General features: G+C 64.7%; 15 protein-coding genes. All 15 read right to left on the reverse strand.

Translation table 11 applies throughout. The features are described 5' to 3' along the window. Nucleotide 1: 1 nt before the first annotated feature. The 15 genes from fliN to CKW22_RS02940 all read right to left on the reverse strand — a co-directional run bounded on the left by fliN (nt 2) and on the right by CKW22_RS02940 (nt 14,810). Complete coding sequence (fliN, locus tag CKW22_RS02865; RefSeq protein ID WP_027593021.1) at nt 2-466, reverse strand: flagellar motor switch protein FliN; 465 nt, start codon at nt 464-466, stop codon at nt 2-4. 47 nt (nt 467-513) lie between these two features. Then, complete coding sequence (fliM, locus tag CKW22_RS02870) at nt 514-1,482, reverse strand: flagellar motor switch protein FliM (RefSeq protein ID WP_027593022.1); 969 nt, start codon at nt 1,480-1,482, stop codon at nt 514-516. Between the two features lie 9 nt (nt 1,483-1,491). After that, nucleotides 1,492-1,989, reverse strand: a complete 498-nt coding sequence (gene fliL, locus CKW22_RS02875) for a flagellar basal body-associated protein FliL (RefSeq protein ID WP_033699458.1) — start codon at nt 1,987-1,989, stop codon at nt 1,492-1,494. A 234-nt stretch (nt 1,990-2,223) separates the two neighbouring features. Further along, nucleotides 2,224-3,474, reverse strand: coding sequence for a flagellar hook-length control protein FliK (locus tag CKW22_RS02880; RefSeq protein ID WP_033699460.1), 1,251 nt, complete (start codon nt 3,472-3,474; stop codon nt 2,224-2,226). A 71-nt stretch (nt 3,475-3,545) separates the two neighbouring features. Then, a complete protein-coding gene (locus CKW22_RS02885; RefSeq protein WP_033699462.1) occupies nt 3,546-3,893 on the reverse strand; it encodes an Hpt domain-containing protein in 348 nt (115 codons plus the stop codon). 76 nt (nt 3,894-3,969) lie between these two features. Further along, nucleotides 3,970-5,661, reverse strand: a complete 1,692-nt coding sequence (locus tag CKW22_RS02890) for a fused response regulator/phosphatase (protein ID WP_033699463.1) — start codon at nt 5,659-5,661, stop codon at nt 3,970-3,972. Between the two features lie 8 nt (nt 5,662-5,669). Continuing rightward, entirely contained in the window at nt 5,670-5,975 is a 306-nt protein-coding gene (locus CKW22_RS02895) for an STAS domain-containing protein (protein ID WP_047583663.1), read from the reverse strand. Between the two features lie 108 nt (nt 5,976-6,083). Beyond that, on the reverse strand, nt 6,084-6,536 hold the full coding sequence (gene fliJ, locus CKW22_RS02900; RefSeq protein ID WP_095063721.1) for a flagellar export protein FliJ: 453 nt from the start codon (nt 6,534-6,536) through the stop codon (nt 6,084-6,086). A 6-nt stretch (nt 6,537-6,542) separates the two neighbouring features. After that, nucleotides 6,543-7,901 carry a flagellar protein export ATPase FliI gene (fliI, locus tag CKW22_RS02905; RefSeq protein ID WP_033699466.1) on the reverse strand — a complete coding sequence of 453 codons (1,359 nt, stop codon included), beginning with the start codon at nt 7,899-7,901 and terminating at the stop codon, nt 6,543-6,545. Further along, complete coding sequence (gene fliH / locus CKW22_RS02910; protein ID WP_047583665.1) at nt 7,891-8,661, reverse strand: flagellar assembly protein FliH; 771 nt, start codon at nt 8,659-8,661, stop codon at nt 7,891-7,893. Before fliH ends, fliI begins: the two co-directional genes overlap by 11 nt. Before the next feature lie 170 nt (nt 8,662-8,831). After that, on the reverse strand, nt 8,832-9,851 hold the full coding sequence (gene fliG / locus CKW22_RS02920) for a flagellar motor switch protein FliG (protein WP_027593031.1): 1,020 nt from the start codon (nt 9,849-9,851) through the stop codon (nt 8,832-8,834). After that, nucleotides 9,844-11,622, reverse strand: a complete 1,779-nt coding sequence (gene fliF / locus CKW22_RS02925) for a flagellar basal-body MS-ring/collar protein FliF (protein ID WP_033699468.1) — start codon at nt 11,620-11,622, stop codon at nt 9,844-9,846. The genes fliG and fliF overlap by 8 nt, the downstream gene beginning before the upstream one ends. 15 nt (nt 11,623-11,637) lie before the next feature. Further along, nucleotides 11,638-11,970 carry a flagellar hook-basal body complex protein FliE gene (fliE, locus tag CKW22_RS02930; protein WP_095063722.1) on the reverse strand — a complete coding sequence of 111 codons (333 nt, stop codon included), beginning with the start codon at nt 11,968-11,970 and terminating at the stop codon, nt 11,638-11,640. A 258-nt stretch (nt 11,971-12,228) separates the two neighbouring features. Continuing rightward, nucleotides 12,229-13,593, reverse strand: coding sequence for a sigma-54 dependent transcriptional regulator (locus tag CKW22_RS02935; protein WP_033699471.1), 1,365 nt, complete (start codon nt 13,591-13,593; stop codon nt 12,229-12,231). Next, the gene (locus CKW22_RS02940) at nt 13,590-14,810 is read right to left on the reverse strand and encodes a PAS domain-containing sensor histidine kinase (RefSeq protein WP_033699472.1); all 1,221 of its coding nucleotides are present in this window, start codon (nt 14,808-14,810) and stop codon (nt 13,590-13,592) included. The genes CKW22_RS02935 and CKW22_RS02940 overlap by 4 nt, the downstream gene beginning before the upstream one ends. Nucleotides 14,811-14,817 lie beyond the last annotated feature (7 nt).

Genomic DNA, 14,817 nt, shown 5'->3' on the forward strand with positions numbered 1-14,817 from the left:
CTCAGCGCAGCTTCTTGATACGTTCGCTGGGGCTGATCACGTCGGTCAGGCGGATGCCGAACTTCTCGTTGACCACCACTACTTCGCCATGGGCGATCAAGGTGCCGTTGACCAGCACGTCGAGCGGCTCACCGGCCAGGCGATCGAGCTCGATCACCGAACCCTGGTTGAGCTGCAGCAGGTTGCGGATGTTGATCTCGGTACTGCCCACTTCCATGGAAATGTTCACCGGGATATCCAGGATCACGTCCAGGTTGGGGCCTTCGAGGCTGACATTTTCGTTCGGCCGCGGCGAGCTGGCGAACTCCTCCATCGGCAGGCGGCCCGCGCCGCTGTTGCCGGTGTCGCCGCCCAGCAGCGCATCGATATCGGCTTGGCCGGCGTCACCGGTTTCCTCCAGCGCCGCAGCCCATTCGTCGGCCAGGGCCTGATCCTCTGGGGAGGTGATCTCGTTTTCGTTAGCCATGATTTCCTCGACAGGCATTCAATTCGTAGTGAGCGACCGGCACGCCGTCAGCGGCGTTCGATCGGGTCGATGATCTGCAGCGCCAGGTTGCCTTTGTGCGAGCCCAGGCGCGCCTTGAACGACGGCACGCCGTTGGCGCGCAACACCAGGTGTTCGGGCAGCTCCACCGGGATCACATCGCCCGGCTGCATGTGCAGGATGTCGCGCAGCTTCAGCTGGCGGCGGGCGACGGTGGCGGTCAAGGGCACGGCAACGTCCAGCACGTCCTCGCGCAGGGCCTTGACCCAGCGCTCGTCCTGGTCGTCCAGGTCAGACTGGAAGCCGGCATCCAGCATCTCGCGCACCGGCTCGATCATCGAGTACGGCATGGTCACGTGCAGGTCGCCGCCACCGCCGTCCAGCTCGATGTGGAAGGTCGACACCACCACCGCCTCACTGGGACCGACGATGTTGGCCATGGCCGGGTTGACCTCGGAGTTCATGTACTCGAAGTTGACCGGCATGATCGCCTGCCAGGCTTCCTTGAGGTCGACGAAGCACTGGTCAAGGACCATGCGCACCACCCGCAGCTCGGTCGGGGTGAACTCACGGCCTTCGATCTTGGCGTGACGGCCGTCACCCCCGAAGAAGTTGTCCACCAGCTTGAACACCAGCTTGGCGTCGAGGATGAACAGCGAAGTGCCACGCAGCGGCTTGATCTTGACCAGGTTGAGGCTGGTCGGCACATACAGCGAATGCACGTACTCGCCGAACTTCATCACCTGCACGCCGCCCACCGCCACGTCGGCGGAGCGGCGCAGCAGGTTGAACATGCTGATGCGGGTGTAGCGGGCAAAGCGCTCGTTGATCATTTCCAGGGTCGGCATGCGACCGCGCACGATCCGATCCTGGCTGGTCAGGTCGTAGCTTTTGATACTGCCTGGCTCGGAAGCGCTTTCGGTCTGCACCAGACCGTCGTCGACACCGTGCAACAGCGCATCGATTTCATCCTGGGACAGCAGGTCCTGTACGGCCATTGCGGACTCCTACTGCAATACGAAATTGGTGAACAGCAACTGGTCGATGACCGGCTTGCCGACTTCCTTCTGTGCGACTTCCTGGACCACGGCGGTGGCTTTCTGACGCAGCATTTCCTGCCCGACCGGGCTGCTGGCCAAGGTATCGAAGCCTTGCCCGGAGAACATCATCACCAGGTTGTTGCGAATCACCGGCATGTGCACCTTGAGGGCGTCCAGGTCGGCCTGGTTGCGGCCTTGCAAGGTGATGCTCAGTTGCATGTAGCGCTGGCGACCGTTCTGGTTGAAATTGACCACGAAGGCTGGGGTGAGGGCTTCGTAGAGGGCCGCGGGCTTGGCGTTGGCCGCGGCCGGGTCGGCTGCGGGGGCCGGCTCGCTCTTGTGCATGATGAACCAGGTGGCGCCCACCGAAAGGCCGATTGCCAGTACCAGGCCCAGCACCAACAGCAGGATCAGCTTGAGTTTGCCTTTTGTGGCGGGGTCTTTTACTGCTTCGGTTTTCGCCATGCCAATAATCCGTCGTCCATCGGGGGTTCACAGGAGGATGACGTGGCTTGAGCAAGTGTTATGCCAGGTTTTGGGGAGGGGGATGGAATGAGGTTCGGAGGGGTTTGTCGTTGGGCTTGTCGTTGGGCTTGTCGTTGGGCTTGTCGTTGGATGTGCAGCGCCTGTGAGATCGAGCGCCGCGCGGGCGGCGCTCGATCTCACAGGCGCTAAAACCTAACGACATGCACCCTGCCATCACGCGTAATAATCAACCGCACTGTCGCCAATCACCACCTGCTGCTCAACCGCGCCAGCACTCTCGCCCTGTTCTACGCCGCCCTGCCCGGCCCCCTGCCGCGCCGCAACCCCCGACAGATTACTGCCCTGCTCCTGCGCCTGCTGGTGTTGCTGCTGCCCCCGCGACTGGTCAGCAACGTTGACATCCGGCTGCGCCAAGCCCTGCTGGGCAAACAACTCCCGCAGCCGGTGCAGCTGGCTGTCGAGCGCATCACGCACGCCGGCGTGGCCGCTGATGAACGTCACCTGGGTCGACTGGTCCGTCGCCACATTGACGCGAATGTCCAGCCGCCCCAACTCCGCCGGCTCCAACTGGATATCCGCCGATTTGAGGTTCTGGCTGGACAAGTACATGACCCGATTGACCAGGCCCTCGGTCCAGGCGCTCTGGTTCATCGGCAGCGGCTGGTGCAATGGGCTGGCATTCGCCGGCACGGCATTGGCGGTCTTCGCCGTGGCCGCCTGGGTCAGGCTGGCCAGGCGATCGGCGAAATCGTCGATGCGCGTGTCGCTGCTGGCAGCCTTGGTGTCTTTCAAGCCATCTTCGAGCAGCGCGCCAAAGGCCTTGCCACCCGGCTCACCCGCCTCACCCTCGGCGTTGTCGATCAGGTTCGCCAAGGTATTGACGCTAGCCTCGTCGCCCTGGGCCTGCGAAGGGTCCACAGCGTGTGCCGAGGTGGTGCCCTTGGCCTGAGCGCTCTGCTCCAGCGCCAGGCGCAAGGTCGGCAGGTTGGCCAAGGGGTCGGCGTCAGGGTCGAAGGCTTCTTCGGCGGGCGCCTCTTCTGGCAGCGCGGCGCTCGCCAGCGACTGCGCAGCGGCAGCTTGCAGCACCGGGGCGACCGCCTCGGCCTGGGCTTGAATCAATTGCGCACCGGGTTGCGCATCGGTGACCTGGCCGGCCACCAGGTTGGCGTCGCTCAGCCCCGTATCGGCCTGATCATCGCTTGGCAATTTGTTGCCGTCATCGGCAACCGCTGGCTTGTCGGCAGCCTCTTTTTTGCCGCCTTGCGCCGGCTCTGGCTTGTCCTTGGGCTTGGCCTGGGCGACCTTGTCGTCCTGCCCGAAGGTTTTCTGTTTGGCCATGACCTGATCGAAGCCGCCGCCCGCGCCGCCCAGCGCCTGTAACGGCTTGTCCGCCATCGAGCTGGCCGCTCGCGACGACTTGCCTACGGCGTTTGCTTGCAACAAAGGATTGGGTGCGACAGGCATTGAGCGGTCTCCGCGCCAGAAACTGAGTAATCATCCGGGCAAAGACAGGCAAGACTCAGGCCAAGTGTGCATCAGCCTGCCGAGATGCGGTGTTCCTCACCGCGGTAGAAGCGCCGAACCTCCATATATTCAAGGTCGATGCGGTTGATCAGGTCCTCGATGCCATACAAGGGTGGCTGCCGTACGCGGTCTTCCAGTTGCTGACACAAGCCGGCCAGGGCGACAGCCCCCATGTTGCTGCTGCTGCCCTTGAAACTATGCGCGGCCGAACCCAGCTCGTCGGCACTCTTGGCGGCGTGCAATTCGCTCAGGCGACGCTCGGAGTCATCCAGGAATGTCTGCACCAGATGCAGGTAGCCATCCTCCATGACCTCACGCAGATCACTGAGCACCTTGTGGTCGATATGAATCTCAGTCACTTGTTCACTCCTTGATCAAGCCAGATTATGCCCGAGCCAGGGCGTGGCCCTCTACAAAAGCGCTCACCCCAAGCACTCACCAGACAAACTCGACCCGCGCACAGCGGCCACCTTCGCACCACTGAGCGTCGCTGCCGAGCCGCCGCACCAGGTTCACACCCCGGCCACTCAAACACTGCTCCTGCGCTGGCCGCGACAATACCTGCTGCACATCGAACCCTGCGCCACTGTCACGCACCTCGATCATCAGACGCCCGCCCTGGGCATGGGGTTCAACCTTGAGGTCGATGCGCACGAAGCCGTCAGCCAAAGCCCCCAATCGCCGGGCACGCTCTCGATAGTAGTCGGCAAAGCCCTCAACATCGCGCTTGAGCCGCGAATCCAAGCCCAGCACCCCATGTTCCAGGGCATTGGAAAACAGCTCGCTGAGCACACTGTGCAGGCTGCCGGTGCGCGAGCGCAGCGGGTGGATCTCCTGCAACAGTTGCACCAGGTACGGCACCGGGTTGAACCGCCTCAGGCTATCGCCGCGCAGTTCGAAGCCGAGCGACCAGTCGAGCGGGCTGGGCCGGCCGCGTTCAGCGTAGATCATTGGCGCCGGCACCCGCTCATCCGCCGTGAACATGCGGATGTCACACAAGCTGATGTCGTCCCGAGGCCGCCCACCGAAACGCTCAAGGGCCTGCATCACCTCATCGAACAGGCGCACCGAGTCTCGGTTGCCGGCCAACACCTCATGCAGGCGCTCGACGCCGAACAAGCGTTCTTGGTCATCGGCCGTGTCGAGCACCCCGTCCGACAACAACAGCAAGCGCTCCCCTGCCGCCAACGGCAGCACTTCGGTGCTGTCATCGAAGCGCTCGGGCGCAAGAACGCCCAGCGGCAGATGGCGCGAGACCAACGCCGACAGCACCTCACCGCCCGCCGACAAGCGATAGCCGTCAGGCATGCCGCCGTTCCACACCTCCACCGAACCGCGCTGCACGCTGAGGTTGAGCATCAACGCACAGCAGAACATGTCCACCGGCAGGATGCGCTTAAGCTTGGCGTTCATCTCGCGCAGCGTCTGCGCCAGGCCGTAGCCCTTGGCCGTCATGCCGTAGAACACCTCGGCCAGGGGCATGGCGCCGACGGCGGCAGGCAGGCCGTGGCCGGTGAAATCGCCCAGTAGCACCTGCATGTCCCCAGACGGCGTGAACGCTGCCAGCAGCAGGTCACCGTTGAACAGCGCGTAGGGCGATTGCAGGTAGCGGATATTGGGCGCGGCCAGGCAACCGGCATGGGCCACCTTGTCGAACACGGCCTTGGCCACCCGCTGCTCGTTGAGCAAGTAGTGATGGTGGCGAGTGATCTCGTCGCGCTGGGCCAGCACGGTCGCCTGCAACCGGCGCAGGCGGTCCATGGCGCGTATCTTGGCGGCGAGGATCACCGCACGGTAAGGCTTGGCCATGAAATCATCGCCGCCAGCCTCCAGGCAGCGCACCAGGGCGTCTTCCTCGTTCAGCGAGGTCAGGAAGATGATCGGCACCAGCGCCTCGCCGGCCAGGGCCTTGATCTGCCGAGCCGCCTCGAACCCGTCCATCACCGGCATCAACGCATCGAGCAGTACCAGTTGCGGCCGCCGCTCGACAAACAGCGCCACCGCCTGCTCGCCGTTTTCGGCCGTGAACACCTGGTGCCCTTGGCGCCGGACGATCTGCGCAAGCAACAGGCGGTCGGCCGCCCCGTCTTCGGCAACCAGCACGGTCAATGCCTGTTCGGCAGCCATCACACGGCTCAACTGATATCGAACAGTTTGTCGAAATTGGAGATGGCGAGGATCTTGCGAACGTCGGAGCTGGCATGAATGACGCGCACGTCGGCCTCGTCGCCGCCTGCATGGTCACGCAATAGCAACAGCATGCCGAGCGCGGAGCTATCGAGGTAGGTGGCGTCCTTCAGGTCGACCACCACCGAGTCAGGCTGGTCGTTCTGGCGCTCGTAGGCATCACGAAACTCCTGATGCTTGCCGAAATCGAAGCGCCCTGTGATCTTGATCGTCAGCTTTTTCCCGTCCTGCGAAAAATCAGTTTCGACTGCCATGCTAGCGATTCCTTCGATGATGGCGGATGCAACTCTTTTAAGGTTTAGCAGGCGATGGCATGGGTGGCAAGCACACGGCCCCGCCAGCGGCGCGCAGGCCGGTGCAAGTTAAAAGTGGCTTTGCCGCGGCAGGCGCTGGGACAGTTCGTCGAGCAGTCGCTGTTCGCGCTTGTCTTCGGCCCGCCGTGCTTCGTCCAGGTAACGTTGCACCAACTTGCGCAACCCCTCCACTCGGGCATAGGCCTGTTGCCAGGTGCCGCGGGCGTTGTTCAGGTTGTTCTGGTGCCAGGTAAGGCTCTGGCGCTGCTGGGTCATGGCCGTTTCCAATTGCCCGAGGAAGCGCTGGTAGTTGACCAGCCAGTTGCCATCGACGCCCTGCCCGCCGCGGCTGATCCACTGCAGTTGGTAGTCTTCACGAAAGCGCTCGAGCTCGGCCAGCTTCACCTGCGCCTGGGCCACCTGCTGCTGGAAGTGCCCAAGGCGCTGGGCAGCCTTGCGCTCGGCCTCTTCGGCCATGGTCACCACCGGCGCCAGGCGCGCAGCACGTCCAGGCAGCGCCATGGCCTATCAGCCCGCCGCCGGAGGCGTGAAGATCGCCCCCAGCTGCTCGCGGCTCTGCGCCATGCCGACGTTCTCGTCCAGGCCTTGGCGCAAAAAGTCCACCAGCCGCGATTGCAAGGCGATGGCCAGGTCCGTCTCCGGGTCGCCACCCGGCACATAGGCACCCACGCTGATCAGGTCGCGGCTCTGCGACAGGCGCGACCACAGTTGCTTGAATTTTTGCGCCTGGCGCAAATGGTCGCTATCGACCACCTGGGGCATGACCCGGCTGATCGAGGCTTCGATGTCGATCGCCGGGTAGTGGCCTTCCTCGGCCAGGCGGCGCGACAGCACGAAGTGGCCGTCGAGCACACCCCGCGCCGAGTCGGCGATTGGGTCCTGCTGGTCATCGCCTTCCGACAAGACCGTGTAGAACGCGGTGATCGAGCCGCCACCGGCCTCGCCATTACCGGCGCGCTCCACCAGCTTGGGCAGCTTGGCGAACACCGACGGCGGGTAACCGCGGGTGGCCGGCGGCTCACCGATGGCCAGGGCGATTTCACGCTGGGCCTGGGCAAAACGGGTCAGCGAATCCATCAACAACAGCACATTCTTGCCCTTGTCGCGGAAGTACTCGGCGATACGCGTGCAATACATGGCAGCGCGCAGGCGCATCAGCGGCGCATCATCGGCAGGCGATGCGACCACCACCGAGCGCTTGAGGCCTTCTTCACCGAGAATATGCTCGATGAATTCCTTCACCTCGCGGCCCCGCTCGCCGATCAGCCCGACGACGATGATCTCGGCTTCGGTGAAGCGCGTCATCATGCCCAGCAACACCGACTTACCCACGCCGGTACCGGCGAACAGGCCCAGGCGCTGGCCGCGACCGACGGTGAGCAGGCCATTGATGCTGCGAATGCCCACATCCAGCGGCACGCTGATGGGGTCGCGGTTGAGCGGGTTGATGACCGGGCCGTCCATCGGTACCCAGTCTTCGGCCTTCATGCCGCCTTTGCCATCGAGGGCGCGCCCGGCGCCGTCCAGCACCCGCCCGAGCATGCTCATGCCCATCGGCAGGCGGCCGCCGTCATCCAGCGGCACCACCCGTGCGCCGGGGGCGATACCGACGATGCTGCCAACCGGCATGAGGAACACCTTGGTGCCGGAAAAGCCCATGACTTCAGCTTCTACCTGCACCGGGTGGTAGCTGTCGTCGTTGATCACCAGGCAGCGGCTGCCCACTGCGGCGCGCAGGCCTTCGGCCTCCAGGGTGAGGCCGACCATGCGCAGCAGGCGGCCTTCGACGATGGGTTGCGCCGGCAGTTCGATCGCCTCGGCGTAACTGCCCAGGCGCTTGCCGAAACTGGTGCGATCAAGGCGCATCGGGGTGGTCCAGGTCGATGGACATATCCGCTGGCGCCGGGTGCAGGGAATGGTCGTGAAGCTGGTCGAACAACTGCGCCACGGCCTTCTCGATACGCGTCTCCATGCTGGCGTCGATGCGGCTGTGCGCCGTCTCGATGCGGCAGCCACCCGGCAGCAGGGCTTCGTCTTCAAGCAGGCGCCAGTTTTCTTCATGGCGTTCGCGCAAGGCCTTGGCCAGTTCGAAATCCTGGGGGTTGAGATGGATGCGGATGTTGTCGGCGCCCATCGGCAGCAGCTTGAGGGCTTCGCGCAGCACCTGGGTGATCTGGCTGGAGTCATTGCGCAACTCGCGGCCGATCACCTGGCGGGTCATGTGCGCGACCAGGTGCACCAGGGTTTTCTCGATGTGCGTGTCCTGTTCGGCAATGGGCTCCATCAGGTTCGCCATCAACTGCTCGAGGCTGCCCAGCTTGGCTGCCAGGGCCTGTTCGGCCTCCTGGCGCACCTTCAGCTGGGTGCTGTGAAAGCCCTCGCGCTCACCGGTGGCGAAGCCTTCGTTGTAGGCCTCCTGGCGAATCGCTTCGAGTTCTTCGAGGGTCAGCGGCTGGACTTCTTCCAGCGGTACCTCCTCGACTTCTTCCTCGATGGCTACCGGTTCCGGCTCAGGCTCGGGTTGCGGCTCAGGCTGCGGGTCGAAGCTGGGAAGCGCCCAGACGTCGACGCCCTCGAGGTCGCGGGCGCGAATCAGGTCGCTGGGGTGGTGCTCTTTGCTGGACATGTTCTCAGGTACTCAAAAACCATCTGCAAGCAACGCGGCCCCGTGTAGGAGCGGCCTTGCGTCGCGAAAGGGCTGCGAAGCGGCCCCTGGATTTCAGCGTCGCAACCTATATCGCCGGGTCCGCTCTGCGGCCCTTTCGCGACGCAAGGCCGCTCCTACACGAGGATGGATCAGATCATTTCCTCGGCGCCCTTGCCACCGAGCACGATCTCGCCAGCCTCGGCCATGCGGCGAGCGATGGTGAGGATTTCCTTCTGCGCCGTTTCCACGTCGCTGACCCGCACCGGCCCCTTGGCCTCTAGGTCGTCGCGCAGCAGTTCCGAGGCACGCTTGGACATGTTCTTGAAGATCTTGTCCTTGACCCGCTCGTCGGCGCCCTTGAGCGACACCACCAGTACGTCGGAGGACACCTCGCGCAACAGCGCCTGGATACCGCGGTCGTCGACATCGGCCAGGTTGTTGAAGACGAACATCAGGTCTTCGATCTGCTCCGACAGGTCGTTGTCGACCTCGCGGATCGAGTCCATCAGCGCACCTTCCACCGAGCTGTCGAGGAAGTTCATGATGTCAGCGGCACGCTTGATACCACCCAAGGTGGTCCGCGCGGCATTGGAGTTGCCCGAGAACTGCTTCTCGAGAATCTGGTTCAGCTCCTTGAGCGCTGCCGGTTGCACGGTGTTGAGCGAAGATACGCGCAGGATGATATCCAACCGCACCTTGTGGTCGAAGTTGCTCAGCACTTCACCGGCCTGGTCAGGGTCCAGGTAGGCGACCACGATGGCCTGGATCTGCGGGTGCTCGTAGCGGATCACATCGGCCACGGCACGCGGCTCCATCCACTTGAGGCTGTCCAGGCCGCTGGTGTTGCCGCCCAGCAGGATGCGGTCGATCAGGCCGTTGGCCTTGTCTTCGCCCAGGGCCTGGTTGAGCATCTTGCGGATATAACCGTCGGAGCCCACGCCCAGGCTGGTCTGGTCGCCAACGATGTCGACGAACTCGCTCATCACCTGCTCGACCTGGTCGCGGTGCACGTTGCCCATCTGCGCCATGGCCACACCCACCCGCTGCACTTCCTTGGGCCCCATGTGCCGCAGAACCTGGGCAGCATCGGTTTCGCCCAGCGAGAGCAGGAGGATCGCCGCTTTGTCGACACGGCTCAGCTTGGCGGTAACGGCTCGGTTATCACTCATCGGCGTTGATCCAGTCTTTCACGACCTGGGCCACGCGGCCCGGGTCTTCGGCCACCAGGCCTTTGATTGCGTTGAGCTGCGCCTCGTAACCCTCGCTCGGGCTTGGCAACAGAATGCTTGTCGGGCCACCCAGACTGACGCGGTCGTTGGCCAGTTCGCCATCCAGACCGATCATGCCGCCCAGCTCCATGTCGCTATCCGAGGCAGCCTGCTTGCCGCCCCCGGTGATGTTGTTGAGCACCGGCCGCAGTACGCCGAACACCAGCACCAGGATGAACACTACGCCCAGCACTTGCTTGACGATGTCCCAGAACCACGGCTGCTGATAGAAGGCGATGTCGGCGATTTCTTCGCCACGGTCGGCGGCGAACGGCACGTTGATTACCGTCACGCTGTCGCCGCGGCTGGCATCGAAGCCGACCGCGTCCTGCACCAGGCGGGTAAAGCGCGCCAAGTCCTCGGCGCCCCACGGCGCACGGGTGGCTTCGCCGCTAGCAGGGTCGACCTTGAGCTGGTCGTCGACCACCACCGCTACCGACAGGCGGGTCATGCGGCCCTGCTGCTGACGGGTGTGGCTGATAGAGCGGTCCAGCTCGAAGTTCTTGGTGCTCTGCTGACGCTTGTCCGACGGGTACGGCGCGAGCATTGGCTGGCCGGTGGCCGGGTCCATGATCTGCTGGCCGTTGGCATCCACCAGCGGTTGGCCAGGCTGGATGGCAGGGGCCGGGGTGGCGGCTGCGGCGGTGGTTTGCGGCGCGGAGGCAGCACCCGGTGGCTGGTTGCTCAGTGCACCCGGCACGCCTTGTGGGCCCTGGCTGCTGGCGCGCTGCTCGTCGACCGACTGCTCGCTGCGCAGCGCCGGCTGGTCCGGGTTGAACTGCTCGGACGTCGATTCCACCGCACTGAAGTCCAGGTCGGCGGACACTTCGGCCTTGTAGCGGTCATTGCCCAACACCGGCTGCAGGATATTGTGCACGCGCTGGGTGAGCATGCTTTCCATGCGGCGGCTGTAGTCGAACTGCTTGCCCGCCATGGTCAGGGCGGTGTCCTGCAACTGCTCGGACAGCAGGTTGCCCTTCTGGTCGACGACGGTGACTTGCGACTTGTCCAGCTCTGGCACGCTGGTGGCGACCAGGTTGACGATCGCCATCACCTGCCCGGCTTCCAGCGCGCGGCCTGGGTACAATTCGACCAGTACCGAGGCGCTGGGCTTGCGTTCGTCACGCACGAACACCGAGCTTTTCGGGATCGCCAGGTGCACGCGTGCGCCCTTGACGTTGTTCAGGCTGGACACTGTGCGCGCCAGTTCACCTTCGAGGCTGCGGCGATAGCGGGTGGCCTCCATGAACTGGCTGGTGCCCAGGCCCTGCTCCTTGTCGAGCAGTTCGAAACCGACATTGCCATCGCTCGGTGCCACGCCTGCGGCCGCCAGTTTCAGGCGCGCACGGGAGAGGTCGTCGGCCTTGACCAGCAGAGCGCCGGAATTGGGCTCGACGTTGTAGGGAATGTCTGCAGCGGCCAGGGTTTCCATGACCTGCTTGGTGTCCATGCCCGACAGGCTGCCGTACAGCGGCCGGTAGTCGGGCTGTTGCGACCACAGCACCACGGCAAAGCCGATGGCCACGCTCGCGGCCAAGCCGACCATGAGGCCGACCTGACGCAGCATGGGCATCTGCGAGATGTTTTCCAGAAACGCCATACCGAACAGCGGCGGCTTGGACGCTGGCTGGCCGCTCTTGGCGGGGGCGTTGTCGACGACTGCTTCAGCCATGGGTTACGTCCGTCCTCAAACCGGCATCTGCATGATGTCCTGGTACGCCTGGACCAGCTTGTTGCGCACCTGGGTCATCGCCTGCATGGAAACGCTGGCCTTTTGCGAAGCGATCATCACGTCGGTCAGGTCGACGCCGCTCTTGCCAATCTCGAAGGCGTTGGCCAGCTGGGTGGAGGCCTGCTGGGTCTCATGCACCTTGCCGATGGCCTGGCCGAGCATGTCGGCAAAGCTGCTCTGGCCCGGCGCCAGCTCAGGCGCGACGGACACCTTGGGCAACGACATGGCGTCGGCCTGCATGGCCCGCATGTCCAGCATCAGACGATTGAATTCAACACCTTGGCTCATGACCTTCTCTCTCCGGCGGCCGCATTTTTTTGACACTCATGCGGCGGATAGCTCGTGTAAAGCAACAAAGGTGCCAGCCTTGCCACCCTTCTGATTTAACGCGCCGTTGTAGGAGCGGCCTTGTGTCGCGAATGGGGCGCGCAGCGGCCCCAGGTTCTGTGGCGCAGCAAAAATCGCCGGGGCCGCTACGCGCCCCATTCGCGACACAAGGCCGCTCCTACAAAGGCCGCACCCGACATAACCCGCACCTGCGGCTTATCAGCCAAAAAGGCTGGCCTCGACGTCAAACCCGGCATCGCGCATTTGTGCCAGCTTGTAACGCAAGGTGCGCGGGCTGATACCCAGCCGCTCGGCGGCCTCCTTGCGGCGGCCACGCTCGGCGCGCAAGGTGTCGATGATGGTCTGGTACTCATGGCGGCGCAGGTCATCACCCAGGCCACCCACCTCGACTGCCACTTCGGGCAATGAAGGCGCCGCGCCCGCCGACAATGGAATGGCGCCGGCCAGACAAAAATCCGCCGCCTCGATCACCCCGCCCTGCTGCAGGATCAACGCCCGCTGCAAGGCGTTGTCCAGTTCGCGCACGTTACCCGGCCAGGCATACGCCTGCAGGCAGGCCCGCGCTTCGGCAGACAAGCGCACCGGCGCATGCTTCATCTTGCCGACATGGCGGGCCAGCAGGCGTTCGGCCAGTTGCAGGATGTCGCCCTTGCGCTCGCGCAACGGGCACCAGGCCAGGGGGAACACCGACAATCGGTAATACAAGTCTTCACGGAACCGCCCGGCCGCCACTTCGCCCGCCAGATCGCGGTTGGTGGTGGCCAGCACGCGGATGTCCAGGCTGATCGGCTTGCGCCCGCCTACCCGCTCCACCTCACGCTCCTGCAACACCCGCAACAGCTTGGCCTGCAACGTCAGCGGCATCTCGGAGATTTCGTCGAGCAGCAAGGTGCCGCCCTCGGCCTGCTCGAACTTGCCGGCCTGGGCCGCGATGGCGCCGGTGAAAGCGCCCTTCTCATGGCCAAACAAGGTGGCTTCGAGCATGTTGTCGGGGATCGCCGCGCAGTTGATCGCCACGAAGGGCTGGGCTGCCCGCGGGGACTGCTGGTGAATGAAGCGTGCCAGCACTTCCTTGCCGGTACCCGACTCACCCGAGATCAGCACCGTCGAGTCGCTGCGCGCCACGCGCGCGGCCAGCTCCAGCAATTGTCGGCTGGCCGGCTCACAGGCTACCGGCCCCTCCTCGTCCACCGCACTCACGCGCCCGGCAGCATGGCGCTGCACCAAACACAGCAGCGCCTTGGGCTCGAACGGCTTGACCAGGTAATCGGCTGCGCCCTGGCGCATCGCTTCCACGGCACGTTCCACCGCAGCATGCGCGGTCATCAGCAACACCGGCAGTTGCGGCTGCTGGCGGCGCAACTGCGCCAGCAACTGATGCCCATCCATACCCGGCATGTTCACGTCACTGACCACCAGGCTGAAGGCCTCGCTCAGCACAGCCTCCAGTGCCTCTTCGGCACTGCCCACGGCGCGGTAGGCGAAACCGCCGATTTCCAGGGTATCGCCGAGCGCCTGGCGTAACACGCGGTCATCCTCGACCAGCAGCACCTTGATGGTCATCCGTGCGCCTCCGCCAGTTGCCCATCGATCAACGGCAGCTCGACTCGCACGCAGGTGCCGCGCCCGACCTTGGAACGCACGCTGAGCGTACCCTGGTGCGCCCGCACCACGGCCTTGACCACGGCCAGGCCCAGGCCGGTGCCGGTGGCCTTGGTGGTCAGGAACGGCTCGCCCAGGCGGCCTAGCACGTCGGCGTCGATACCGCTGCCGGCGTCACTCACGCACAGGTGCAACACCTGCTGGCGACGGAACACGTGCACCTTGAGCCGCGCCGGCGCCTCGCTCGCTTGCAGGGCATTCTCGATCAGGTTGAGCATGGCGCCGACCAAGGTGTCGCGGTTGCACAGCAGCTCGCCCAGGTGGCTGTCGCACTGCCAACGCACGGCATGCCCTTGCACGTGCGACTGCGCGGCCTGCTGCAAGGCCTGGAACAGCCCTTTGGGGCTCACCCGATCGCCGAGCGGCAGCTCGCCACGGGCGAACACCAACATGTCGCGCACCTGGTGCTCCAGCTCGTGCAGGCGCTCCTTCAAGGTACCGGCGAAGCGCTGGCGGGTTTCCACGCTCAGGTCTTGCTCGCTATCGGCCAGGTGGCTGGCGTAGAGCATGGCTGCCGACAGGGGCGTGCGGATCTGATGGGCCAGCGAGGCGACCATGCGCCCCAGCGACGACAAGCGCTCGTGGCGAGCCAACTGGTCTTGCAGGCGACGGGTTTCTGTCAGGTCGTTGAGCAGCACCAACTGGCCGGGCTCGGCATCCAGCGAGCGGGTGGCGATGGACAGGCGGCGGCCGTCGCGCAGCGAGACTTCATGGCCGTCGTCCTTGCGCGGGGCGAAGCTGCGGGCAATCACCTGGCGCCACAGCTCGCCGATCAGCGGCTCGCCGAGCAGTTCGCAGGCGGCCGGGTTGGCTTCGCGCACCAGGCCGTGGCCATCGATCACGATCACCCCGCCGGGCAGCAGGTCCAGCAGGTTCTGCAGGCGGTTGGCCAGGCGTTCCTTTTCACTGAGTTCGGCGATGCGCTGGGCGCTGACCACCGCCAGCTCGCCCTTCAGTTCGCTGACCCGCGCTTCAAGCAGGCTGTAGGACTGGCTCAGCTGGCTGGAGACCTGGTTGAACAGGGCGAAGGCTTGCTCGACACCCTGTCGGCTTTCCTGCTCGATCAGGGCATGCCCCTGCGGATCGGGGGCTCGGGAAACGTGGGCGGCCTGGGGCATCGTGCTC

Source organism: Pseudomonas sp. Irchel s3f19 (assembly GCF_900187555.1).
In the GTDB taxonomy this organism is placed as follows: domain Bacteria; phylum Pseudomonadota; class Gammaproteobacteria; order Pseudomonadales; family Pseudomonadaceae; genus Aquipseudomonas; species Aquipseudomonas capeferrum.

Excerpts from the sequence above, each read along its gene's own strand:
- fliN (WP_027593021.1), bottom strand. The coding sequence starts at position 466 with ATGGCTAACGAAAACGAGATCACCTCCCCAGAGGATCAGGCCCTGGCC.
- fliM (WP_027593022.1), bottom strand. The coding sequence starts at position 1,482 with ATGGCCGTACAGGACCTGCTGTCCCAGGATGAAATCGATGCGCTGTTG.
- fliL (WP_033699458.1), bottom strand. The coding sequence starts at position 1,989 with ATGGCGAAAACCGAAGCAGTAAAAGACCCCGCCACAAAAGGCAAACTC.
- CKW22_RS02880 (WP_033699460.1), bottom strand. The coding sequence starts at position 3,474 with ATGCCTGTCGCACCCAATCCTTTGTTGCAAGCAAACGCCGTAGGCAAG.
- CKW22_RS02890 (WP_033699463.1), bottom strand. The coding sequence starts at position 5,661 with ATGGCTGCCGAACAGGCATTGACCGTGCTGGTTGCCGAAGACGGGGCG.
- CKW22_RS02895 (WP_047583663.1), bottom strand. The coding sequence starts at position 5,975 with ATGGCAGTCGAAACTGATTTTTCGCAGGACGGGAAAAAGCTGACGATC.
- fliJ (WP_095063721.1), bottom strand. The coding sequence starts at position 6,536 with ATGGCGCTGCCTGGACGTGCTGCGCGCCTGGCGCCGGTGGTGACCATG.
- fliI (WP_033699466.1), bottom strand. The coding sequence starts at position 7,901 with ATGCGCCTTGATCGCACCAGTTTCGGCAAGCGCCTGGGCAGTTACGCC.
- fliH (WP_047583665.1), bottom strand. The coding sequence starts at position 8,661 with ATGTCCAGCAAAGAGCACCACCCCAGCGACCTGATTCGCGCCCGCGAC.
- fliG (WP_027593031.1), bottom strand. The coding sequence starts at position 9,851 with ATGAGTGATAACCGAGCCGTTACCGCCAAGCTGAGCCGTGTCGACAAA.
- fliF (WP_033699468.1), bottom strand. The coding sequence starts at position 11,622 with ATGGCTGAAGCAGTCGTCGACAACGCCCCCGCCAAGAGCGGCCAGCCA.
- fliE (WP_095063722.1), bottom strand. The coding sequence starts at position 11,970 with ATGAGCCAAGGTGTTGAATTCAATCGTCTGATGCTGGACATGCGGGCC.
- CKW22_RS02935 (WP_033699471.1), bottom strand. The coding sequence starts at position 13,593 with ATGACCATCAAGGTGCTGCTGGTCGAGGATGACCGCGTGTTACGCCAG.
- CKW22_RS02940 (WP_033699472.1), bottom strand. The coding sequence starts at position 14,810 with ATGCCCCAGGCCGCCCACGTTTCCCGAGCCCCCGATCCGCAGGGGCAT.